We start from the raw sequence: 21700 nt of genomic DNA on the forward strand, positions 1-21700 counted from the left end.
CCCTTTTTAGGAGACAGCGGCTCCCTTACAGATAACTTAGCCACGTTCGCTAAAGGACGGCAATTGAAAAGGGAGGATTTTCAATGCGCTTCAAACTTATCGGTGCGACCGCTGCGGTCGCACTGCTTTCTTCCGGTTCCGCATTCGCGCAGTCGGGCAATCTCACCATCTGGAGCTGGAACGTCGCGGCATCGGCGCTGAAATCCACGCTCGAAGGCTTCAACAAGCAATATCCCGATATCAAGGTCACGGTCGAAGACCTCGGGAACAGCCAAGTCTTCGACAAGACACTTGCCGGCTGCGCAGCCGGCGGCGACGGCCTGCCGGACATCGTGACGATCGAAAATTTCGAGGCGGAAATCTTCTGGAACCGCTTCCCGGACTGCTTCGCCAACCTGAAGGATCTCGGCTATACGGCGGAAATCCAGGCGAAATTCCCGGACTTCAAACGCACCGAGCTGGAGGTGGATGACGTCGCCTATGCGATGCCGTGGGATTCCGGCCCGGTCGCCGTCTTTTACCGCCGCGATTTCTATGAAAAGGCCGGCGTCGATCCGGCAACGATCAAGAATTGGGACGATTTCATCGCCGCCGGTAAGAAGATTTCCGAAGCCAATCCCGGCGTCGTCATGGCCCAGGCGGATTTCAACGGCGATAGCGAATGGTTCCGGATGATCGCCAACGAGCAGGGCTGCGGCTATTTCTCCACCGACGGCCAGACGATCACGATCAACCGGCCGGCCTGCGTCGCGACCCTCGAAAAGGTCAAGCAGATGAAGGACGCCGGTACGCTGACAGCCGCCATCTGGGACCAGAAAATCCAGGCCAATACCGCCGGCAAGGTCGCAAGCCAGATGTATGGCGGCTGGTACGAGGGCACGATACGCTCAGGCTCGCCGGACCTTTCCGGCAAATGGGGCGTCTACATGATGCCGAGCCTCACGGCTGACGGCCCGCATGCCGCAAACCTCGGCGGTTCGTCGCTCGCCATCAACGCCAATTCCGAAAACAAGGAAGCGGCCTGGGCCTATCTGAACTATGCGCTGGCAACCAATGAGGGCCAGGTCACGATGCTGAAGTCCTTCGGCCTCGTCCCTTCGCTGCTGTCGGCGGTCCAGGATCCTTTCGTCAACGAGCCGCTGCCTTACTGGGGCGGGCAGAAGGTCTGGGCAGATATCCTTTCGACGCTGCCGAAGATCGTGCCGAGCCGCGGGACGGCGTTTCAGAGCGATGCGGACGCGATCTACAAGGCAGCGCAGACGAAGTATTTCGCGGGCGGTTATCCGGATGCGAAAGCTGCACTTGACGATGCGGCCAACCAGATCGCCTCGGCGACCGGCCTTCCGATCGCAGAATGAGCAACCGGCCGGGCGCCTGGCGCGCCCGGCATTCACCTACAAGGTGGCTCGTTTCGCTTGTGAGGAGGAAATAAATGCCGTTCAGGACCCGGAGCGCCTATGCGTTCCTTGCGCCCTATCTGCTGGTCTTCGCGACCTTCTGGGTCTGGCCGATCATCAACTCGTTCTTGATTTCGTTCCAGAATACGCGCGTCAATCCCTGGAAATTCAGCCTTGCGTCGAATTGGGGGCGCCTTTTCGGCGATCCGGCTTTCTATAACGCGCTCTACAACACGCTGATCATCCTGGTCATCCAGGTACCGGTGATGATTGCGCTTGCAACCGTCATGGCGGTGCTCTTAAATTCGCCGCTGCTGAAGGCGCGGCCTCTTTTCCGCTTCGCCTTCTTCGCGCCCGTCGTCGTCGGCGAGGTCGCCTATGCCGCCGTCTTCCGGCTGATGTTCAGCATCGACTTCGGCATCGTCAACAAGCTGATCGGTTCGGTCGGCATCGCTCCCGTTTCCTGGTTCGACAATGCGAACGCGGCGATGGCCCTCGTCATAATCGCCGTTACCTGGCGCTGGGCCGGCTATAACGCGATCATCATCTTAGCCGGCTTGCAGTCGATCCCTGAGGATGTCTACGAGGCTGCGACGCTCGATCGCGTCAGCAAGGTACAGCAGTTCTTTCACATCACCCTGCCGCTCCTGAAGCCGATCGTCCTCTTCTGCGTGGTGCTGTCGGTGATCGGCACGATGCAGCTTTTCACCGAACCCTTCCTCATTACCAATCGCGGCGGCCCCGGCGGGGGCACGGAAACGCTCGGCCTGCTTCTTTACCGGCAGGGCTTCACATCGCTGAATTTCGGCTACGCGTCGGCGATCGCCTACACGATAGCCGCATTGGCGATTGCGATTTCGCTTTTCAATCTCTGGGTGGGGAGGGAGCCGAAATGAAGTCGAGGTCCAAGTCGCAGTCCCTCTTGATGCGCAAGATTGCGCTGCATATCGTGCTGACGCCGCTTGCCATCATCTGGCTCTTTCCGCTCTGGATGATGTTCGTCTTCTCGACCATGCCGGACAATGGCATTTTCAGCCCGGACATCGTGCTCTGGCCGTCGACGAATTTCGTTGAGAATTTCAGGAACCTGGAGGCCGATACGAATTTTCTTCGGGCGATGTTCATCTCGATCACCGTCGCGGTCATCTACACCTTCTTGTCGGTGCTCCTGACATCGATGGCCGGCTGGGCGCTTGCCCGCTATCGATTCGCCGGCCGCTCCGTCGTCACAGCCATCATTCTCGGCACGATCACCCTGCCTTTCGCCGTCGTCGTGATCCCGCAATTCATCATGGTGGCGCGTGAATTCAAGCTGGCGAATACCTGGGTGGCGCTGATCGTCCCGCCGCTCTTCAATTCGCTGGGCGTGCTCTTCATGCGCCAGTCCTTCTCGATGATGCCGAACGAGCTCTTCGATGCCGCCCGCGTCGAAGGCGTCAAGGAGTGGCAGATCTTCCTGCGCATCGCCTTGCCGCTTGCCCGTCCGACAATGGCGGCGCTCTCGATCATTCTCTTCCTGGCATCCTGGAACAACTATCTCTGGCCGCTGCTCATCAATTCCAGGCCCGGAATGATGACGGCGCCGGTGGCTCTTGGAACGCTGATCGGCCTCACCAAGGTCTCCTGGGGCGGCATCATGGCGGGTGCGATGTTGCTGACCGCGCCGATCCTCGTCGTCTTCGTGCTGTTGCAGCGCCACTTCATCGCCGGCATCGCGGCCGGCGCAATCAAATAATAGGGGAGGCCGCATGGCGGAGCTTTCACTCAGGAATGTTGTAAAACGCTTTGGCGCCTTCGGCGTGATCCATGGCGCCAATCTCGACGTGAAGGACGGCGAGTTCGTCGTCTTCGTCGGCCCTTCGGGCTGTGGAAAATCCACCCTGCTTAGGATGATCGCCGGCCTCGAAGATATCTCGGAGGGCGAGATCACGATCGGCGGCAGGGTCGTCAACAATGTCGAGCCCGCCGACCGCGGCATCGCGATGGTTTTCCAGTCCTATGCGCTCTACCCGCATATGACGGTAGCAGACAACCTCTCTTTCGGCCTGCGCATGAACGGCAACCCGAAAGAGGATACCGAGAAACGGGTGCGCCACGCCGCCGAGATCCTGCAGATCAAGGAATTGATGGAACGCCGCCCCAAGCAACTCTCCGGTGGCCAGCGCCAGCGTGTTGCGATCGGCCGCGCCATCGTTCGCGAGCCCGAGGTCTTCCTCTTCGATGAACCGCTCTCGAACCTCGATGCAGAACTGCGCGTGCAGATGCGGGTGGAAATCTCCAGGCTGCACAAGCAGCTCGGCGCGACGATGATCTATGTCACGCACGATCAGACGGAGGCAATGACGCTTGCTGACAAAATCGTCGTGCTGCGTGCCGGCAACATCGAGCAGATCGGCGCGCCGCTCGATCTTTACGACGATCCGGCTAACCAGTTCGTCGCCGGTTTCGTCGGTTCGCCGAAGATGAATTTTCTGGCGGCAGAGGTTGTTGAACGCGATGCATCGAACGTGACAGTCGCCTTGGCGGGCGACAGGAACGTCCGCCTGACGCTGCCGGTTTTGGCGGCAACCGAAAAAGGGGCGCAAGTAACGCTCGGCGTGCGGCCCGAGCATTTTGCCGACCAGGGCAGTGGCGACGCCGACCTCACTGTCGCGGTCGATGTTGCCGAACACCTCGGCAATACCAGCTACATCTATGCGACCGCTGCGGGCGGCCAGCCACTCATCATCGAACGTCCGGAATCCCGTTCTGCAGCTGATCGCGACACGCTCACCGTCGCGCTATCGGCAAAACGCACCTTCCTGTTCGACAGCGCAGGCAATCGCTTGCGCTGACGAAATCCGCTCCCAAGACGAAGATACGAAAGAGGAATAGTCATGAGTTCAGAGCAACCGATCCGCTGGGGCATCATCGGCCCCGGCACCATCGCCCGCACCTTTGCAGACGGCATTGCCCATTCGCGTACGGGTAAACTGGTGGCGATCGCGAGCCGCAATCCGGAAAAGCCCGGCCTTGGCGATGGCTTTCCCGGCGCCCGCATCGTTAAAGGCTATGACGCGCTGCTGACCGATCCGGAGATCGACGCCGTCTATATAGCCACCCCGCATACCGGTCATGCCGAGTGGGCGATCAAGGCGATTCGCGCTGGCAAGCATGTGCTGGTGGAAAAGCCGATTGCGCTTTCGGCCTTCGATGCGGATGCGATCTACCATGAAGCGCGCAAGGCCGGTGTCTTTGCTGGCGAGGGCTTCATGTACCGCCTGCATCCCCAGACGGCGAAGATCGTCGAACTGGTGAAAAGCGGCGTGATCGGCACGGTGCGCATCATCCGCTCAAGCTTCGGTTTCAACATGGGCGGCTTCAAGCCCGAGCATCGATTGTTCGCCAACGATACGGCAGGCGGCGGCATTCTGGATGTCGGTGGCTACCCCGTCTCGATGGCGCGGCTGATCGCCGGCGCGGTTGAAGGCAAGCCGTTCCTCGAGCCGGAGAAGGTTTTTGGCGTGGCGCACCTCGGACAGTCCGGCGTAGACGAATGGGCCTCCGCCGTCTTGAAATTCCAAAACGGCATCATTGCCGAAGTCTCCTGCTCCATCATGGCCCAGCAGGACAATACGCTTCGCGTCATCGGCTCCGAAGGCCGCATCGAGATCAAGGATTTCTGGTTCGCCTCAGGTCACAAGGGCGGCGTTGGCACGATCGAGATTTTCAAGGGAGCCGAGCAGGAAACGATCGAGGTCAAGGAAGACCGCTGGCTCTATTCCTTCGAAGTCGACGCGGCTGGAGATGCAATCCGCGCCGGCGAGAAGGAATTCGCTTCGCCGGGCATGAGTTGGGCCGATTCCACCGGCAATCTTCGCGTTCTCGACAAATGGCGGGCCTCTGTCGGCCTCGAATTTGGTGTCGAGAAGGCGTCAAAGCGAACCACGAATATTGCGGGCGGAGCAGTCCGGCCTGGCAGCAGCATTCCGCAGCGCCAGATACCAGGCATCTCTAAACCGGCCTCCGTCGTAACGCTTGGATTCGAGTTCTTTCCGGACTTTGCGGCCGCCTCGCTGACGCTCGATGCCTTCTACGAGGCGGGCGGCAACGTCTTCGACACGGCCTATGTTTACGGAAGCGGCAAGACGGAGAGTATCTTCGGCGATTGGCACACAAGCCGCAATGTTTCGCGTGACGAGATCGTGCTGATCGGCAAGGGGGCGCATTCGCCGCTCTGCTACCCGGACATGATCGCCAAGCAACTCGATCAGTCGCTCGAGCGGTTGAAGACGGACTATGTCGACATCTACTTCATGCATCGGGACAATACCGGTATTCCGGTGGGAGAGTTCGTCGATGCCATGGATGCCGAAGTCAATCGCGGCCGCATCCGCGGGATTTTCGGCGGCTCGAACTGGACCCGTGAGCGGATGGACGAGGCAATGGCCTATGCGGCAAAGACCGGCAAGAAAGCGCCTGCGGCGCTTTCCAATAACTTTTCGCTGGCCGAAATGCTCGATCCGATCTGGGCTGGATGCGTCGCGGCCTCGGACGACGAATGGAAGAAGTGGCTGAACGAACAGCAGATTCCGAACTTCGCATGGTCCAGCCAGGGCCGCGGCTTCTTCACCGACCGGGCAGGACGCGACAAGCACGACGATGAGGAAATCGTCCGCTGCTGGTATTCCGATCGCAATTTCGGACGCCGCGACCGCGCGAATGAACTGGCAAATAAGCTCGGCCGAAACCCGATCCATATCGCGCTCGCCTATGTGATCGCCCAGCCGTTCCCAGTCATTCCGCTGATCGGCCCGCGCACGATCGCCGAACTGGAAGATAGTCTTTCGGCCCTCGACATCGAGCTTACGCCCGAACAGGTAAAGTGGCTGGAGGGCTAGGAAATCAGCCTGGTTCATGCCGGGTTTCCTACACTCTCATCCGCTTCATAATACGCCGCTACCTGATCGGGTAGCGGCTTTTTCTTATCCTGCCTTGATGCGAGAAACATTCGTTTGACACGCGAATGGTTTTCGTTTTTACTTCAGAAACTTTCGATTTGTGCTGTTGTGCAAATCGACGACGGCGCACGGGGAGGGGTAAAGTGGGCCAAACACATCACGACCTTTTCGTGATTGGCGGCGGGATCAACGGCTGCGGCATTTGCCGGGATGCTGCTGGACGCGGCTATTCGGTGGCGCTGGCGGAGATGGGCGACTTTGCCTCTGGCACGTCGTCTGGGGCGACGAAGCTGATCCATGGGGGCTTGCGCTATCTGGAGCATTACGAGTTCCGGCTGGTGCGCGAATCGCTGATGGAGCGCGAGGTGCTGTGGGCGATGTCGCCGCACATCATCTGGCCGCTGCGCTTCGTGCTGCCCTATCACAAGGGCGGCATCCGGCCGGCCTGGCTGATCAGGCTGGGGCTGTTTTTCTACGACCATCTTGGCGGCCGCAGGCTTTTGCCGCCGACCGCCGTGCTGAACCTGCGCCGCGATCCGGCGGGCCGGCCGCTGAAGCCGGTGTTTGCCAAGGCCTTCGAATATTCCGACGGCTGGGTCGACGATGCCCGGCTGGTGGTGCTCAACGCCCGCGATGCCGCCGACCGCGGTGCGCTGATCATGCCGCGCACCAAGGTGGTGGCGGCGCGGCGCGACAACGGTCTGTGGGAAATCGACAGCTGCGATATGCTGACCGGCGAAAGGCGCCGGCATCAGGCCCGCATGCTGGTCAATGCCGCCGGTCCCTGGGTCGACCAGGTGCTGCGTGCAGCCCTTGGCGAGACCGAGGCCCGCCATGTGCGCTTGGTGCAGGGCAGCCACATCGTCGTCAAGAAGAAGTTCGAGGGGCCGCGCGCCTATTTCTTCCAGAACCCCGACAACCGCATCATCTTCGCCATCCCCTATGAGGACGACTTCACGCTGATCGGCACCACCGACCGCGACTATAGCGGCGATCCCAAGGACGTGCGCATCTCTGCGGAGGAGACCGGCTATCTCTGCGCCGCCGCCAGCGAATATTTCAACGCGCCGGTAACCCCGGACGACATCGTCTGGAGCTATTCGGCGGTGCGGCCGCTCTATGACGACGGCGCCTCGAAGGCACAGGAGGCGACGCGCGACTATGTGCTGCAGCTCGAAGGCAAAGGTGGCGAGGCGCCGCTACTCAATGTCTTCGGCGGCAAGCTGACCACCTACCGGCGGCTGTCGGAGCATGCGCTGGAAAAGATCGGCGAGGCAATCGGCAAGAAGGGCGGCCCGTGGACGGCGAGGAGCCATCTGCCGGGCGGCGATTTCCCGGTCAAGGGCTATGCGGCCGAGGTGAGCAAGCTGAAAGCGGACTATCCGTTCCTTGCCGAGGCCCATGCCCGCCGGCTGGTGCGCCGCTACGGCACGCGCGCCGCAAGCCTGCTCGCAGAGGCCAAATCTATCGCTGATCTCGGCCAGTGCTTCGGTTCCGATCTCTACGAGGCCGAGGTCCGCTATCTCGTCCGCAACGAATGGGCCATCACCGCTCAAGACATCCTGTGGCGAAGGACCAAGAACGGGCTATATCTGCAATTGGATGAAGTACAGAAATTGGAGGAGTACATGGCCGCGATCCCTGCGCAACTTGCGGGATGAAGCGCCATGTCGTCCCCGTCGTGAGGAGGCACGGGAACCGGAATGCTTGAATTGCGGAATGCCGCTAAGATGGTGGGTGGTGAATACCATATTCACCCGACCGATCTGACACTTGAAAGGGGTACGCTGAACGTCCTGCTGGGACCGACGCTTTCCGGCAAGACGTCGTTGATGCGCCTCATGGCTGGACTTGACCGTCCAACCAGCGGCTCCATCCATTTCGATGGCGCCGATGTGACCGGCGTGCCGGTGCAGAAGCGCAATGTCGCGATGGTCTACCAGCAATTCATCAATTACCCCGCATTTACCGTCTATGAGAATATCGCCTCGCCGCTCAGGATCGCTGGCCGGGACGCGAAGACGATCGATGTGGAAGTGCGCAAGGCGGCAGAACTCCTGAAGCTGACACCTTATCTCGAGCGTACTCCGCTCAACCTGTCGGGCGGGCAGCAGCAGCGGACTGCGCTTGCGCGCGCCCTTGTCAAGAATGCAGGTCTGGTGCTGCTCGACGAACCGCTTGCCAATCTCGACTACAAGCTGCGCGAGGAACTGCGCCAGGAACTGCCGCGGATATTTTCCCAGTCGGGCGCGATTTTCGTCTATGCGACGACGGAACCTTCGGAAGCCTTGCTGCTCGGCGGCAATACCGCGACCCTCGATCAGGGAAGCGTGACGCAATTCGGTCCGACGATTTCCGTCTATCGCCGGCCCGCCGATCTGGTGACGGCCAAGACCTTTGCCGACCCACCGCTGAATTTCATTTCGGTTTCGAAAGCAGGCGCGAGCTTTCAGCATAATGGCCTAATCGGTATTCCGGTGCCGGCACATCTTGCGGCAATCGCGGACGGTCCGGTCACCATCGCGTTTCATCCGCATCATCTTGCGCTGGAACCACAGACCGCTGATGCGCCCAAGCTTCGCGCCAGAACGCAGATTTCCGAAATCACCGGCTCCGAGAGCTTCGTGCATCTGGATTACGAAGGGGTGCGCTGGGTTATGCTAGCGCACGGCATTCATGATATCGAGCCGGATACGGATGTCGACGTATTCCTGGACACGCGTCATCTGATGGCGTTCGGCGAGAACGGCCGCGCCATCGCCGCCACGCGGCTAGCGGCATAGGGGGACAGAATGGCACGGATCACGCTCGACCATATCCGCCACGCCTACGGACCCAATCCGAAGACGGACAAGGACTATGCCCTGAAGGAAGTCGATCATGAGTGGACCGACGGCGGCGCATATGCGCTTCTTGGTCCGTCAGGATGCGGAAAGACAACGCTTCTCAACATCATCTCCGGTCTGCTGCAGCCTTCGCACGGGCGCATCCTGTTCGGCGGCCAGGACGTAACGATGCTATCGACGCAAGCCCGCAACATCGCGCAGGTTTTCCAGTTCCCCGTCATCTACGACACGATGACGGTCTACGACAATCTCGCTTTTCCGCTTCGCAACCGGGGTGTTTCGGAGGCCGACGTCGATCGGCGCGTTCGCGAAATTCTCGAGATGATCGATCTTGCGGACTGGGCCAAGCGCAAGGCGCAACGGCTTACGGCCGATCAGAAACAGAAAATTTCGCTTGGCCGCGGTCTGGTGCGAAACGACGTCAACGCCATTCTCTTCGATGAACCGCTGACCGTTATCGATCCGCACATGAAATGGGTGCTGCGGTCGCAGCTGAAGCGGCTGCACAAGCAGTTCGGTTTCACGATGGTCTATGTGACCCACGACCAGACGGAGGCGCTGACCTTCGCCGAGAAGGTCGTCGTCATGTATGAGGGAGAAATCGTGCAGATCGGCACGCCGGCGGAACTATTCGAACGCCCGAGCCACACGTTTGTGGGTTATTTCATTGGCTCGCCGGGGATGAATGTCATGCCGGCGGAAGTTGCCGGCAATACCGTCAAGGTTGGCAGTGAGACGATCAATCTCGGCTACGCGCCGAAAACGAATGGTGCGGCCAAGATCGAACTTGGCATCCGTCCCGAATTCATCCGCCTCGGCCGTGAAGGCATGCCCGTCTCGATTTCGAAGGTCGAGGATATCGGCAGGCAAAAGATCGTTCGCGCGCGGTTTGCGGATCAGCCGATCGCCATCGTCGTGCGGGAAGATGTGGAAATTCCAGCGGATGCGCGCGTCAGCTTCGATCCGGATGCGATCAGCATCTACGCCGGTTCGTGGCGGGTCGGCAGGGAGGGCTGATCATGGAAAAGACCTGGAACAACAAGGCCTGGTTTCTCGTCCTGCCGGTATTGCTGCTCGTCGCGTTTTCGGCGGCCATTCCGCTGATGACGGTCGTGAACTATTCCGTTCAGGACACCTTCGGCAACAACGAGTTCTTTTGGGCCGGCACCGACTGGTTCGACGACATCCTGCATTCCGACCGCTTCTGGGAAGCCCTGCAACGAAACCTGCTGTTCTCCTTCATCATCCTGGCGCTTGAAATCCCGCTTGGCATCTTCATCGCGCTCAACATGCCCAAAAAAGGCATTGGCGTTCCCGTCTGCCTCGTGCTGATGTCGCTTCCCCTCCTCATCCCGTGGAATGTGGTCGGCACGATCTGGCAGGTCTTCGGCCGTGTCGATATCGGCTTGCTCGGCCACAGCCTGGAAGCGATGGGGCTCGACTACAACTATGTCCGCGACCCTATCGATGCGTGGATCACGATCATCATCATGGATGTTTGGCATTGGACGAGCCTTGTCGTGCTGCTCTGCTATGCCGGTCTCGTTTCGATCCCGGAGGCGTACTATCAAGCTGCGAAGATAGACGGCGCTTCGCGCTGGTCCGTCTTCCGCTATATCCAGTTGCCGAAGATGAAGCGCGTGCTGCTGATTGCGGTGCTCCTGCGCTTCATGGACAGCTTCATGATCTATACCGAACCCTTCGTTGTCACCGGCGGCGGACCGGGCAATTCCACGACATTCCTTTCCATCGATCTCGTGAAGATGGCGGTCGGCCAGTTCGACCTCGGACCTGCAGCCGCCATGTCGATCGTCTACTTCCTGATCATCCTGCTGCTCTCGTGGATATTCTACACGGTCATGACCAGCAGCGACGCGAATTCATGAGGAGAGGGTCATGGAAACCACGATGAAATACAAACCCGCCGGCAACTTCTCCTGGGTCGTCTCGACGATCTATATCGTCTTTCTGCTGCTGCCGATCTATTGGCTGATCAATATGAGCTTCAAGGAGAATGCCGAGATCACCGGCGCCTTCTCGCTCTGGCCGCAGAACCCGACACTCAGGAACTACAGGGTGATCTTCACCGATCCCTCCTGGTACAATGGCTATATCAATTCCATCATCTACGTCGTGATGAACACGGTGATCTCGGTGCTTGCAGCGCTCCCGGCGGCCTACGCCTTCTCGCGCTACCGGTTTCTCGGCGACAAACACCTGTTTTTCTGGCTGCTGACGAACAGGATGGCACCGCCGGCCGTCTTCGCGCTTCCTTTCTTCCAGCTCTATTCGGCGTTCGGCCTCATCGACACGCATGTTGCCGTTGCTCTGGCGCACTGCCTTTTCAACGTGCCGCTGGCGGTGTGGATCCTCGAAGGCTTCATGTCGGGTGTGCCGAAGGAAATCGACGAGACTGCGTATATCGACGGCTATTCGTTCCCGCGCTTCTTCGTGAAGATCTTCATGCCGCTGATCGCAAGCGGCATCGGCGTCGCAGCCTTCTTCTGCTTCATGTTTTCGTGGGTCGAACTGCTTCTTGCCCGCACGCTGACGACCACGGCTGCAAAGCCGATCTCGGCGATCATGACGCGCACCGTTTCGGCGGCCGGCATGGATTGGGGCGTGCTGGCTGCTGCCGGCGTGCTGACGATCGTGCCGGGCGCGCTCGTCATTTATTTCGTCAGGAACTATATCGCCAAGGGCTTTGCTCTTGGACGCGTTTGAGGGAGATTGATATGAACTTTTCCTGGATGGCGTGGACGCTGCCCACGGCACTGTTCTTCCTGACGATCCTCGTGCTGCTGATCTGCATGAGCGTGTGGGAATATTTCGCGCCCGGGGGCTCGCCGCGGGTCGGCGTGCTGCGTTTCGAAACGACGCGCGGTGACCGGCTTTTCATTTCGCTGCTCGGTGCAGCATTCATTCATCTCGCATGGCTGGGCCTTGTCGGGCCCAACCTGTGGTGGGCTCTTGCCCTCGCCGTAGTCTACGCCATTGGTGTGTTCCGCTACGTGTGACGGCAGGGTAATACAGATGGCCGGGGGACTGGCCGCCTGAGACGTGAAGACTGCAATCGCAAACCCTGGGAGGATATTATGCGACGGCATTTACTAGCGACAACAGCAGGCATCTTGCTGGCCATGGCGGGCTCCGCCTATGCCGGCATGGATGAGGCGAAAGCCTTTCTGGACAAGGAAGTCGGCGATCTCTCGACGATTTCCCGTGCGGACCAGGAAAAGGAAATGCAGTGGTTCGTCGATGCGGCAAAGCCTTTCGCCGGCATGGACATCAAGGTTGTCTCCGAAACGATCACAACGCACGAATATGAATCGAAGGTGCTGGCACCAGCCTTTACCGCCATCACCGGCATCAAGATCGCCCACGATCTGATCGGCGAAGGCGACGTCGTTGAAAAACTGCAGACGCAGATGCAGTCAGGCGAAAACATCTACGACGCCTACATCAACGACTCGGACCTCATCGGTACGCACTGGCGCTATCAGCAGGCACGCAGTCTGACCGACTTCATGGCGAACGAGGGGAAGGACGTCACCAATCCCAACCTCGACATCGACGACTTCATCGGCAAGTCCTTCACGACGGCGCCGGACGGCAAGCTCTATCAGCTGCCCGACCAGCAGTTCGCGAACCTCTACTGGTTCCGCTACGACTGGTTCAACGACGAGAAGAACAAGGCAGACTTCAAGGCGAAGTACGGCTACGACCTCGGCGTGCCGGTCAACTGGTCGGCCTATGAGGACATCGCTGAATTCTTCACCGGACGTGAGGTCGGTGGTAAGAAGGTCTATGGCCACATGGACTACGGCAAGAAGGATCCGTCGCTCGGCTGGCGCTTCACCGACGCCTGGCTCTCCATGGCCGGCAACGGCGACAAAGGCATTCCGAATGGCAAGCCGGTTGACGAATGGGGCATCAAGGTAGACGAGAACTCGCGTCCAGTCGGCTCTTGCGTCGCACGCGGCGGCGACACCAACGGTCCTGCAGCCGTCTATTCGATCCAGAAGTATCTGGATTGGATGAAGGCCTACGCTCCGGCGGCAGCCCAGGGCATGACCTTCTCCGAATCTGGCCCGGTTCCGTCGCAGGGTGAGATCGCCCAGCAGATGTTTACGTACACGGCCTTCACCGCCGACTTCGTGAAGCAGGGCCTGCCGGTCGTGAACGAGGACGGCACGCCGAAGTGGCGCTTCGCCCCGTCGCCGCACGGCGTCTACTGGAAGGACGGCATGAAGCTCGGGTACCAGGATGCCGGCTCCTGGACGCTGATGAAGTCGACCCCGGACGATCGTGCCAAGGCCGCCTGGCTCTATGCTCAGTTCGTCACGTCGAAGACGGTCGACGTGAAGAAGAGCCACGTCGGGCTGACGTTCATTCGCGAGTCCACCATTCGTGACAAGAGCTTCACCGAACGCGCTCCGAAGCTCGGCGGTCTGGTCGAGTTCTATCGCTCGCCCGCCCGCGTGCAGTGGTCGCCGACGGGCACCAACGTGCCGGACTATCCGAAGCTCGCACAACTCTGGTGGCAGGCGATCGGCGATGCCTCGTCGGGCGCGAAGACCCCCCAGGAAGCCATGGATTCGCTTTGCGCCGAGCAGGAAAAGGTACTGCAGCGCCTGGAACGCGCCGGCGTCCAGGGCGATGTCGGCCCGAAGCTCGCCGAAGAGCAGGATCTCGAATACTGGAACAAGGATGCCGTCGCAAAGGGCAACCTCGCTCCGCAATTGAAGGTCGAGAACGAGAAAGAGAAGCCGGTAACGGTCAATTACGACGAACTGGTCAAGAGCTGGCAGTCGAACTGATCGTCATCGGGGCGGGTCGGAAGAAACGAGGCTTCCGGCCCGCCCTGCAATGGCCGCCGCGACCCGTATGCTTCGATATGCGCGGCGTCATCGCGGCTTGCCAGCGGATCTCTATCAAAGCACGCCAATCGCATTTCTGACCGCCATAACGCCTTGCGTAAGCGGCCGATACTCCATTCCAACGCGTCCTGCGTATCCTCTGTCAAACAGCCAGTCGAGGCGGTGCGCCAGATCGATGCGGCCCGAGCCGGGTTCGTTGCGACCCGGGTGGTCTGCGACGTGTACATGAAACACGCGCGAAATCCGGTCGCCGATCACATCCTCCGTTCGCTCATCATCACCGCCGAATGGTAGATATCGTAGACGATCCCGATTTCGGGGCGATCGATCTCGTCAGCGATTTCGAGGCCTTCGCGGGTGGATTCCAGAAAATAACCGATATGGTCGATGCGGGTGTTCAGTGGCTCGACGCCGAGGCGCACACCCGTGCCCCTCAGGACATCGGCGCCGGCGCGCAGCGCAGCCGTCAGCGCAAGGCGCTGCTCCTGGCGCGAGCGGCCGGGGAGATCGTCACCTGCCTGTGCAATGAGGATAGGAGCGGCGAGCCTCTGGGCGACCTTTATCGAAGCAGCCAGTCCTTCCAGCCACTTTTGCTTGTTGGTGGCATCTGTCAACGGAATCATCGGCTCTGTCACGATGCTGGATACGGCGAGGCCGGTCTGCTTGAGGGCAGCGCAAATCGCGCCGAGATCCTTGTCCGTCCAACGCCAGAACTCGATTGCCGGCAAACCGGCCTTCCTGGCGCGGTAGATGCGGTCTTCGAAACGGTCACCGGGTTCGGCGAACAGCCATTCGATGCAGGCTGAGTATTGGCGCATGATGGTCCCTCCCTGGTGCCTTAGTAACGCGTCAAATGCCTGCAGGCGGCAATGCGGATTTAACGGCTTCCATCGGTCGAGCAGATTGCGGCGGCATCAAGAAAAACAACCGGTGCTTTTGCTCCATCCGGGAACAAGCCGCGTATTTCGGGCGTTTCCAGCGCATAAAATTCAAGGGCGCTGGATAGCGAATGACCGATTTTCGAGCCGTATCCGATAAACGTAAGACAGCCAAAGCAATTGATTATATCACGACGGTCGCGCGCCGGCGCCGTACCGCTCTTCCGGTCATTCCGGGCGGCATTATCCGCAACGGACGAAACGTCTGGCGAACTGGCAAAGCGGACAAGGCGGCTTTTCTGGTTGACGGCGCTGCCTATTTCGCAGCGCTTGATGAGGTTCTGCGGCAGGCAAGACATTCGATCTGGATCATCGGCTGGGATTTCAATCCCGATATCCGGCTGAGGCCACATCAAAGCTCGGAAACGCTCGGCGAACTTCTGCTGGCGCTTGCCGATAAAAATCCATGGCTGCAGATCCGGATTTTGATCTGGGGCATGGGGCCGGTCTATTCCGGCAAATCCTTGAAGCTTTTCAAGGAAAACGGCTTCTCCACACATCCGCAGATCAGCCTGCGTTTCGATCTGCGCCATCCTCTGCGTGGCTGCCACCATCAGAAACTGGTTTCCATCGATGACAGCATCGGTTTCCTCGGCGGTGTAGATTTGACCGCCCGGCGCTGGGATGAGCCTGATCATCGGGCCGACAATCCGCTTCGAAAGGCTCCGGACGGTGTGCCATACGATCCTGTGCATGATATGCAGTCGATGGTCTCAGGCAGCGCTGCGCGGCTGATCGGCGACGTGTGCCGCCGGCGGTGGAAGCAGGCGACCGGCAAGCTGGTCGAAGTAACTCCGCAGGGCGGCGTGTCATGGCCGCATACGCTCCCGCCGGAAATGGAGAATGTGACGGCGGCGATTGCACTCACCGAGCCAGGATGGATCGGCAAACGCGGGCGGTTTGAAGCCTTTCGGCTGACGCGCGATGCCATTAATGCGGCAAGGAAATACATCTATATCGAGACCCAATATCTTGCCTCCTTCGGAGTGGCGCGGGTCATCGCGAAACGCCTCAAGGAGGCAGATGGCCCGGAGATTGCTGTTCTGGTTACGAAGAGTTCACACGGACTGATCGAAAAGCTGGCAATGGGCCACAACCGCGACCGGCTGATCCGCAGGCTGAAGCGCATCGATCGCTATGACCGGCTGCGCGTGATGTACCCGGTGGTCCCGGACGGGAAGGGGGGCGAGCAGGAGGTTGGCATCCATTCGAAGCTTATCATCGTCGACGACCGTTTCATTCGCATCGGCTCTTCGAATCTCAACAATCGTTCGGAGGGACTCGATACGGAATGCGACCTGGCGATCGAGGCGGAAAGTGCTGCTCACCGGCGGGCGATTACGTCGTTTCGCCACCGGCTGATTGCCGAGCATCTCGATGCGACGAGCGAAGCTGTCAAAGAAATGGAGACGGCGAAGCGGTCCTTGCTCAATGCCATAGAGGCGCTGAACATCCGCAAGCGCGGCCTTCGCCACTTTGCGATCGATATCGCGAAAGGCGAGACATCGCCGATGATCGGAACTGCTTTCGTGGACCCCCGGCGACCTTACCGGCCGCTACAGAAGCTGCGTCTGCGCATGAGCCGACTGTTGAGAGCGATCTTTTGACGGTATCTGCTTTGGTTTCGGAATGACGACTTCGCTGATCGCGAAGACCGGCAGGCCGATCAGCAGCGGAATCAGAAAATAAATCACCCTGAAGGCCACCAGTGCCCCTATCGAGGCGGCGCCGGGCAGGACATAGCTGACCGTGGCCTCGATGACGCCTAGACCGCCAGGCACGTGGGTAACGAGGACAGCGATATTGGCGAGCACGTATGCCGTGGCCGTCTGCACGTAGCTCGCCTGGCCTTGTACGGCGAGCATCTGATGCAGGCAGGCTGCGACGAAGATGAAATTCACCGTGCCGATGACGACCTGGCCCAATGCGAGCTTCAGGCGGGGCATTTCGAACGACCATTTCCAAAGATGCAGCGGCATGCGGACGATGGCGGACAGAATGACATAGACTACGGGCAGACTGAGACAGGCGCAGCCAAGCGCGAACAGACTGGCCGGGCCGAGTTTCAGGAGATTTGCGGCATCCTGCGGATTGATGATGAGGGCGATGCCCGCAAGGGCCGAAAGGCCGATGCCTACGGTCACGCCGCAAAACAGGATGACCTTTGCAACTTCTTCGGCATTCAAGCCCCAGCGAGAATAGAAGCGGTAGCGCACAGCGCCGCTGCTCAGCGCTGCAAAGCCAAGATTATGGCCGATCGAGAGGCTGGTGAACGAGGCAATGGCGGCCCTCGGATAGCTCAGCGGCCTGCCGGCGTAGCGCAGCGCCAGCCAGTCGAAGCCGGTCAGGCAGAGGTAGGAGGCGGCCGCAAAGCCGAGGCCTCCGAGAATGCGGGCTCCCGGTATCGTGCGGATCGATTCCAAGACGTCGCTCAAGGTGTAACGGCTGAAGACCCTGTAGAGAAGATAGGCCGCAAGCATCAGGCAGAGAACCAGAGCTACATTGATAAGCACGCGCTTGATGGACATCAATGCCCCGTTTCGTTGGAGTTCCGGAGATGGAACGAAACAGGCTGAAAGCAAGTTCCCCCGGGATGAGCACATTCTCCTCCGTTCTGCCGGAATCGACCGGCAGCGAGCTGAAAATCCTGACCTACAATGTGCATAGCTGCATCGGCACCGACCGGCGGATCGAACCAGCGCGCATCGCCGATGTGATCGCGCAAACCGGCGCGGACATCATTGCGCTGCAGGAACTGGATGTCGGCCGCAAGCGCACGGGCGGTATCGACCAGGCACATGCGATCGCTTCGCTCTTGAAGATGCAGGCCCACTTTCATCCGGCGCTGCATGTCGAGGAGGAGCAGTACGGCGATGCCATCCTGACAGCCATGCCGACCCGGTTGATGAAAGCCGGGCCGTTACCCTCCGTAGGCGAGATGCGGGGGGCGATATGGGTGCAGATCGAAATGGCTGGAATTCATCTGAACTTGCTGAATACGCATCTTGGCCTGCGCGGCATCGATCGGATGCGGCAGGTGACGACGCTGCTCGGCAGGGAATGGATTGGAAGCCAGAAATTCCAGGCGGCTCCCGCGATCATCTGCGGCGATCTCAATGCTGTCCCGTCATCGCCGGCTTACAAAATGCTGGCGCGGCATTTCCGCGATACGCAGCTGCTCGCCGCGCGGCGTCCCCGCCCGACCTATCCCTCCCGGCTGCCGATCCTGCGGATCGACCATATTTTCGTATCGGACGGGATTGGCGTGACATCTGCGACGGTCACCGCGACACCGCTCGTGCGCCGGGCCTCGGATCACCTGCCGCTGCTGGCTACCATATTGCCGGGTGCGGCAATCACGCGAAGGGAAATCTCGTTTTAAGCGGTCACTGGAAGCGCCTGCCGAAGTTAAATATTTTCAATAATTTATACAATAAAGGTCGATTTTTCTCACGAGTCGAGAAAGACTTGACGCCGCTCGTTTTATAACGCTTTAAATTATCAACCGCGACTGGGAGAGTTGCGGGGCATGTTTGCCGCTTCGACTGCGGGAGACATCGGCGGACGAGGAGGGTCTCGCCGCTTTACTTGCGAACGGGAGGAATATCATGCGCAAGTTTTTGGGCTCGGCAGCCGTTGCTGCCGTGATGATGGCAGGTACGGCAGCCTACGCGGCCGAGAACGTGGAAGTCCTGCATTGGTGGACGTCCGGCGGCGAAGCCGCGGCTCTCGACGTTCTGAAGAAGGACCTCGAGTCCAAAGACATCTCCTGGACCGACATGCCGGTGGCGGGTGGCGGCGGCACCGAAGCAATGACCGTGCTGCGTGCCCGTGTTACCTCCGGCAACCCGCCGACCGCTGTCCAGATGCTCGGTTTCGACATTCTCGACTGGGCCAAGGAAGGTGCCCTCGGCAACCTCGACGATATTGCTTCCAAGGAAGGCTGGGACAAGGTCGTTCCGACCGCTCTGCAGAACTTCTCCAAATATGACGGCCATTGGATCGCCGCACCGGTCAACGTGCACTCGACCAACTGGGTCTGGATCAACAAGGCGGCCCTCGATAAGGCCGGCGGCAAGGAGCCGGCAAACTGGGATGAGCTGGTCGCTCTTCTCGACAAGTTCAAGGCACAGGGTATTACGCCGATCGGCCACGGCGGTCAGCCGTGGCAGGATGCGACTATCTTCGACGCCGTTGTCCTTTCGCTCGGCAACGACTTCTACAAGAAGGCCTTCATTGATCTTGATCCGGAAACGCTCGGCAGCGACAAGATGAAGGAAGCCTTCGATCGCATGACCAAGCTCCGCACCTATGTTGACGACAACTTCTCTGGCCGCGACTGGAACCTTGCTTCCGGCATGGTCATCGAAGGCAAGGCAGGGCTGCAGTTCATGGGCGACTGGGCAAAGGGTGAATTCCTGAAGGCCAAGCAGGAGCCAGGCAAGGACTTCGTCTGCATGCGTTTCCCGGGCACGCAGGGCTCGGTGACCTTCAACTCCGACCAGTTCGCGATGTTCAAGGTTTCTGCCGACAAGGTTCCGGCCCAGCTTGTGATGGCTTCGGCTATCGAAAGCCCGACCTTCCAGTCGGCCTTCAACGTCGTCAAGGGTTCTGTTCCGGCTCGTACCGACGTTCCGGACACGGATTTCGACGCCTGCGGCAAGAAGGCGATCAAGGATCTCGCCGAGGCCAACACCAACGGTACGCTGATGGGCTCCATGGCTCACGGCCATGCCAATCCGGCTGCTGTGAAGAATGCGATCTACGATGTCGTTACCCGTCAGTTCAATGGTGAACTGTCGTCGGACGAAGCTGTCAAGGAACTTGCCGCTGCCGTTGCCGCTGCGAAGTAACCGGCATTAGCAGATCCTCACGGCCCGGAACGGCAACGCTCCGGGCCTCTCTTCCAGACAGACGTATCGACGGTGATGCCCGACCATGAACAGTCGCAACCGATTGCAGGATATATTGCCGAGACTGGTGCTCGCGCCGAGCTTCGTCATCGTCCTGATCTTCGTCTATGGCTTCATCGCTTATACCGGCTATCTTTCGCTGACCGACAGCAAGATGCTGCCTTCCTACAATCTCGTCGGGCTTATCAACTACGAGAGGCTCTGGGCGCTGCCGCACTGGTGGCGGGCGATCAGCAATCTCGCGATCTTCGCCTCGCTCTACATCGTCATCTGTTCGGTGCTTGGCCTGTTCCTAGCGATCCTGCTCGACCAGAAGATCCGCGGCGAAGGCTTTATCCGGCCGATCTACCTCTATCCCATGGCGCTTTCCTTCATCGTCACCGGCACGGCCTGGAAATGGTTCCTCGATCCCGGCATCGGACTTGAAAACACCATGCATCTCTGGGGTTGGGAGAGCTTCTCCTTCACCTGGATCAAGGATCGAAATTACGCGATCTACTGCGTCGTCATTGCTGCCGTCTGGCAGTCGTCCGGCTTCGTCATGGCGATGTTCCTCGCCGGCCTTCGCGGTGTCGACAACGAGATGATCAAGGCGGCGCAAGTGGATGGCGCCTCGCCGGTGACGATCTACCGACGGATCATCATTCCGCTGATGCGGCCGGTGTTTCTTTCGGCTTTCGTCGTGCTCGCGCATCTTGCGATCAAGGCCTACGACCTGATCGTGGCCCTGACTGGCGGAGGGCCGGGGCAGGCGACGGAGCTGCCCGCGACCTTCATGTATTCCTACACCTTCACCCGCAATTCGATGGGTATCGGCGCGTCTTCGGCGATCATCATGCTGGCGATGATCTTCTCTATCATCATTCCCTATCTCTATTCGGAAGTTCGCGGGGGCAACAGCAGATGAGCGCACCCAATCCGCAGAACGCGATGTCCCATGACAGGCTGACCCGAGCGCTGATCTACGCGGCGCTGATCCTCTTCGTCGTCTATTACCTGCTGCCGCTCTACGTGATGCTCGTCAATTCCTTTAAGCCGCTGGAGGAAATCCGCCAGGGCGGCATGCTGAACCTGCCGCAGGTTTGGACCGTCGAGCCTTGGATATCCGCCTGGTCGACGGCGCAGGTCGGCGTACAGCCGACGGGCCTCAGACCCTTCTTCATCAATTCGATCCTCATGGTCATACCGGCGGTCGCGATCTCCACGATCATGGGTGCGCTGAACGGCTATGTGCTCACCAAATGGCGCTTTCCAGGATCGAACATCTTCTTCGGGATGCTGCTGCTTTCCTGCTTTATCCCGTTTCAGATCGTGCTTATCCCGATGGCGCGCATCCTCGGCACACTGGGTCTTGCGGGCTCGATCTGGGGCCTGATCTTCGTTCATGTGATCTACGGCCTCGGCTTCACGACGCTCTATTTCCGCAACTATTACGAGGCATTTCCGACCGAGCTGGTGCGCGCGGCGCAGATCGACGGAGCGAGCTTCTTCCAAATCTTCCGGCGCATCCTGCTGCCGTCTTCGGCGCCGATCATTGTGGTATCCGTCATCTGGCAGTTCACCAATATCTGGAACGACTTCCTGTTCGGCGCGTCGTTTTCCGGACCGTATTCAACGCCGATGACGGTGGCTCTCAACAACCTCGTGTCGTCATCCACCGGCGTTAAGGAATACAATGTTCACTTCGCAGGCGCGATCCTCGCCGCCATGCCGACACTTGTCGTCTACATCGTCTCCGGCCGCTATTTCGTGCGTGGCCTGATGTCCGGCGCAGTCAAGGGATAGC

Annotated in this window: 18 protein-coding genes and 1 pseudogene; 17 read left to right on the forward strand and 2 right to left on the reverse strand. The window is 59.7% G+C overall.

The features are described from left to right. Positions 1 to 83 precede the first annotated feature (83 nt). From ACZ9DP_RS15920 to ACZ9DP_RS15975, 12 genes are all read left to right on the forward strand, one after another. A complete protein-coding gene (locus ACZ9DP_RS15920; RefSeq protein WP_074069784.1) occupies positions 84 to 1358 on the forward strand; it encodes an ABC transporter substrate-binding protein in 1275 nt (424 codons plus the stop codon). A gap of 74 nt (positions 1359 to 1432) precedes the next feature. After that, positions 1433 to 2293 carry a carbohydrate ABC transporter permease gene (locus ACZ9DP_RS15925; protein WP_092587031.1) on the forward strand — a complete coding sequence of 287 codons (861 nt, stop codon included), beginning with the start codon at positions 1433 to 1435 and terminating at the stop codon, positions 2291 to 2293. Beyond that, the gene (locus tag ACZ9DP_RS15930; protein ID WP_022716007.1) at positions 2290 to 3132 is read left to right on the forward strand and encodes a carbohydrate ABC transporter permease; all 843 of its coding nucleotides are present in this window, start codon (positions 2290 to 2292) and stop codon (positions 3130 to 3132) included. Before ACZ9DP_RS15925 ends, ACZ9DP_RS15930 begins: the two co-directional genes overlap by 4 nt. Positions 3133 to 3145: 13 nt before the next feature. Then, on the forward strand, positions 3146 to 4231 hold the full coding sequence (locus ACZ9DP_RS15935; protein ID WP_194728279.1) for an ABC transporter ATP-binding protein: 1086 nt from the start codon (positions 3146 to 3148) through the stop codon (positions 4229 to 4231). A gap of 42 nt (positions 4232 to 4273) precedes the next feature. Beyond that, positions 4274 to 6277, forward strand: a complete 2004-nt coding sequence (locus ACZ9DP_RS15940; protein ID WP_476202868.1) for an aldo/keto reductase — start codon at positions 4274 to 4276, stop codon at positions 6275 to 6277. A 203-nt stretch (positions 6278 to 6480) separates the two neighbouring features. Further along, entirely contained in the window at positions 6481 to 7998 is a 1518-nt protein-coding gene (glpD, locus tag ACZ9DP_RS15945; protein ID WP_476202870.1) for a glycerol-3-phosphate dehydrogenase, read from the forward strand. A gap of 42 nt (positions 7999 to 8040) precedes the next feature. Continuing rightward, the gene (locus tag ACZ9DP_RS15950; protein ID WP_074069778.1) at positions 8041 to 9120 is read left to right on the forward strand and encodes an ABC transporter ATP-binding protein; all 1080 of its coding nucleotides are present in this window, start codon (positions 8041 to 8043) and stop codon (positions 9118 to 9120) included. Positions 9121 to 9129: 9 nt separating this feature from the next. Continuing rightward, complete coding sequence (locus tag ACZ9DP_RS15955; RefSeq protein WP_476202872.1) at positions 9130 to 10200, forward strand: ABC transporter ATP-binding protein; 1071 nt, start codon at positions 9130 to 9132, stop codon at positions 10198 to 10200. A 2-nt stretch (positions 10201 to 10202) separates the two neighbouring features. Further along, positions 10203 to 11069 (forward strand): carbohydrate ABC transporter permease, encoded by an 867-nt coding sequence (locus tag ACZ9DP_RS15960; RefSeq protein WP_074069776.1) that lies wholly within the window; start codon positions 10203 to 10205, stop codon positions 11067 to 11069. Positions 11070 to 11079: 10 nt separating this feature from the next. Further along, entirely contained in the window at positions 11080 to 11907 is an 828-nt protein-coding gene (locus tag ACZ9DP_RS15965) for a carbohydrate ABC transporter permease (protein WP_074069775.1), read from the forward strand. Positions 11908 to 11918: 11 nt separating this feature from the next. After that, positions 11919 to 12200 (forward strand): DUF2160 domain-containing protein, encoded by a 282-nt coding sequence (locus tag ACZ9DP_RS15970; RefSeq protein WP_476202874.1) that lies wholly within the window; start codon positions 11919 to 11921, stop codon positions 12198 to 12200. Between the two features lie 78 nt (positions 12201 to 12278). Beyond that, positions 12279 to 14003: an ABC transporter substrate-binding protein gene (locus ACZ9DP_RS15975; protein ID WP_039846210.1), complete on the forward strand. Its 1725-nt coding sequence runs from the start codon at positions 12279 to 12281 to the stop codon at positions 14001 to 14003. A 114-nt stretch (positions 14004 to 14117) separates the two neighbouring features. Here ACZ9DP_RS15975 and ACZ9DP_RS15980 read toward each other — a convergent pair. After that, positions 14118 to 14881 (reverse strand): annotated as a pseudogene (locus ACZ9DP_RS15980) (TIM barrel protein). A gap of 191 nt (positions 14882 to 15072) precedes the next feature. Here ACZ9DP_RS15980 and ACZ9DP_RS15985 point away from each other — a divergent pair. Further along, complete coding sequence (locus tag ACZ9DP_RS15985; protein ID WP_074069773.1) at positions 15073 to 16608, forward strand: phospholipase D-like domain-containing protein; 1536 nt, start codon at positions 15073 to 15075, stop codon at positions 16606 to 16608. Here ACZ9DP_RS15985 and ACZ9DP_RS15990 read toward each other — a convergent pair. Then, positions 16558 to 17529: a lysylphosphatidylglycerol synthase domain-containing protein gene (locus ACZ9DP_RS15990; RefSeq protein WP_194728272.1), complete on the reverse strand. Its 972-nt coding sequence runs from the start codon at positions 17527 to 17529 to the stop codon at positions 16558 to 16560. The genes ACZ9DP_RS15985 and ACZ9DP_RS15990 overlap by 51 nt on opposite strands. Positions 17530 to 17594: 65 nt before the next feature. Here ACZ9DP_RS15990 and ACZ9DP_RS15995 point away from each other — a divergent pair, with 65 nt between their 5' ends. The 4 genes from ACZ9DP_RS15995 (at position 17595) to ACZ9DP_RS16010 (ending at position 21699) form a co-directional block, all read left to right on the forward strand. Continuing rightward, entirely contained in the window at positions 17595 to 18383 is a 789-nt protein-coding gene (locus ACZ9DP_RS15995; protein WP_194728271.1) for an endonuclease/exonuclease/phosphatase family protein, read from the forward strand. Positions 18384 to 18609: 226 nt separating this feature from the next. Further along, positions 18610 to 19854: an ABC transporter substrate-binding protein gene (locus ACZ9DP_RS16000; RefSeq protein ID WP_372413973.1), complete on the forward strand. Its 1245-nt coding sequence runs from the start codon at positions 18610 to 18612 to the stop codon at positions 19852 to 19854. Positions 19855 to 19939: 85 nt separating this feature from the next. Continuing rightward, positions 19940 to 20821, forward strand: coding sequence for a carbohydrate ABC transporter permease (locus tag ACZ9DP_RS16005; RefSeq protein WP_476202875.1), 882 nt, complete (start codon positions 19940 to 19942; stop codon positions 20819 to 20821). Next, entirely contained in the window at positions 20818 to 21699 is an 882-nt protein-coding gene (locus ACZ9DP_RS16010; protein WP_239596795.1) for a carbohydrate ABC transporter permease, read from the forward strand. Before ACZ9DP_RS16005 ends, ACZ9DP_RS16010 begins: the two co-directional genes overlap by 4 nt. Position 21700 lies beyond the last annotated feature (1 nt).

This window comes from Rhizobium sp. USDA 4016 (assembly GCF_056279705.1).

Excerpts from the sequence above, each read along its gene's own strand:
- ACZ9DP_RS15940 (WP_476202868.1), top strand. The coding sequence starts at position 4,274 with ATGAGTTCAGAGCAACCGATCCGCTGGGGCATCATCGGCCCCGGCACC.
- ACZ9DP_RS15975 (WP_039846210.1), top strand. The coding sequence starts at position 12,279 with ATGCGACGGCATTTACTAGCGACAACAGCAGGCATCTTGCTGGCCATG.
- ACZ9DP_RS15930 (WP_022716007.1), top strand. The coding sequence starts at position 2,290 with ATGAAGTCGAGGTCCAAGTCGCAGTCCCTCTTGATGCGCAAGATTGCG.
- ACZ9DP_RS15935 (WP_194728279.1), top strand. The coding sequence starts at position 3,146 with ATGGCGGAGCTTTCACTCAGGAATGTTGTAAAACGCTTTGGCGCCTTC.
- ACZ9DP_RS15990 (WP_194728272.1), bottom strand. The coding sequence starts at position 17,529 with ATGTCCATCAAGCGCGTGCTTATCAATGTAGCTCTGGTTCTCTGCCTG.
- ACZ9DP_RS15955 (WP_476202872.1), top strand. The coding sequence starts at position 9,130 with ATGGCACGGATCACGCTCGACCATATCCGCCACGCCTACGGACCCAAT.
- ACZ9DP_RS15995 (WP_194728271.1), top strand. The coding sequence starts at position 17,595 with ATGAGCACATTCTCCTCCGTTCTGCCGGAATCGACCGGCAGCGAGCTG.
- ACZ9DP_RS15950 (WP_074069778.1), top strand. The coding sequence starts at position 8,041 with ATGCTTGAATTGCGGAATGCCGCTAAGATGGTGGGTGGTGAATACCAT.
- ACZ9DP_RS16010 (WP_239596795.1), top strand. The coding sequence starts at position 20,818 with ATGAGCGCACCCAATCCGCAGAACGCGATGTCCCATGACAGGCTGACC.
- ACZ9DP_RS15960 (WP_074069776.1), top strand. The coding sequence starts at position 10,203 with ATGGAAAAGACCTGGAACAACAAGGCCTGGTTTCTCGTCCTGCCGGTA.
- ACZ9DP_RS16005 (WP_476202875.1), top strand. The coding sequence starts at position 19,940 with ATGAACAGTCGCAACCGATTGCAGGATATATTGCCGAGACTGGTGCTC.
- ACZ9DP_RS15965 (WP_074069775.1), top strand. The coding sequence starts at position 11,080 with ATGGAAACCACGATGAAATACAAACCCGCCGGCAACTTCTCCTGGGTC.
- ACZ9DP_RS15925 (WP_092587031.1), top strand. The coding sequence starts at position 1,433 with ATGCCGTTCAGGACCCGGAGCGCCTATGCGTTCCTTGCGCCCTATCTG.
- ACZ9DP_RS16000 (WP_372413973.1), top strand. The coding sequence starts at position 18,610 with ATGCGCAAGTTTTTGGGCTCGGCAGCCGTTGCTGCCGTGATGATGGCA.
- ACZ9DP_RS15970 (WP_476202874.1), top strand. The coding sequence starts at position 11,919 with ATGAACTTTTCCTGGATGGCGTGGACGCTGCCCACGGCACTGTTCTTC.
- ACZ9DP_RS15985 (WP_074069773.1), top strand. The coding sequence starts at position 15,073 with ATGACCGATTTTCGAGCCGTATCCGATAAACGTAAGACAGCCAAAGCA.
- ACZ9DP_RS15920 (WP_074069784.1), top strand. The coding sequence starts at position 84 with ATGCGCTTCAAACTTATCGGTGCGACCGCTGCGGTCGCACTGCTTTCT.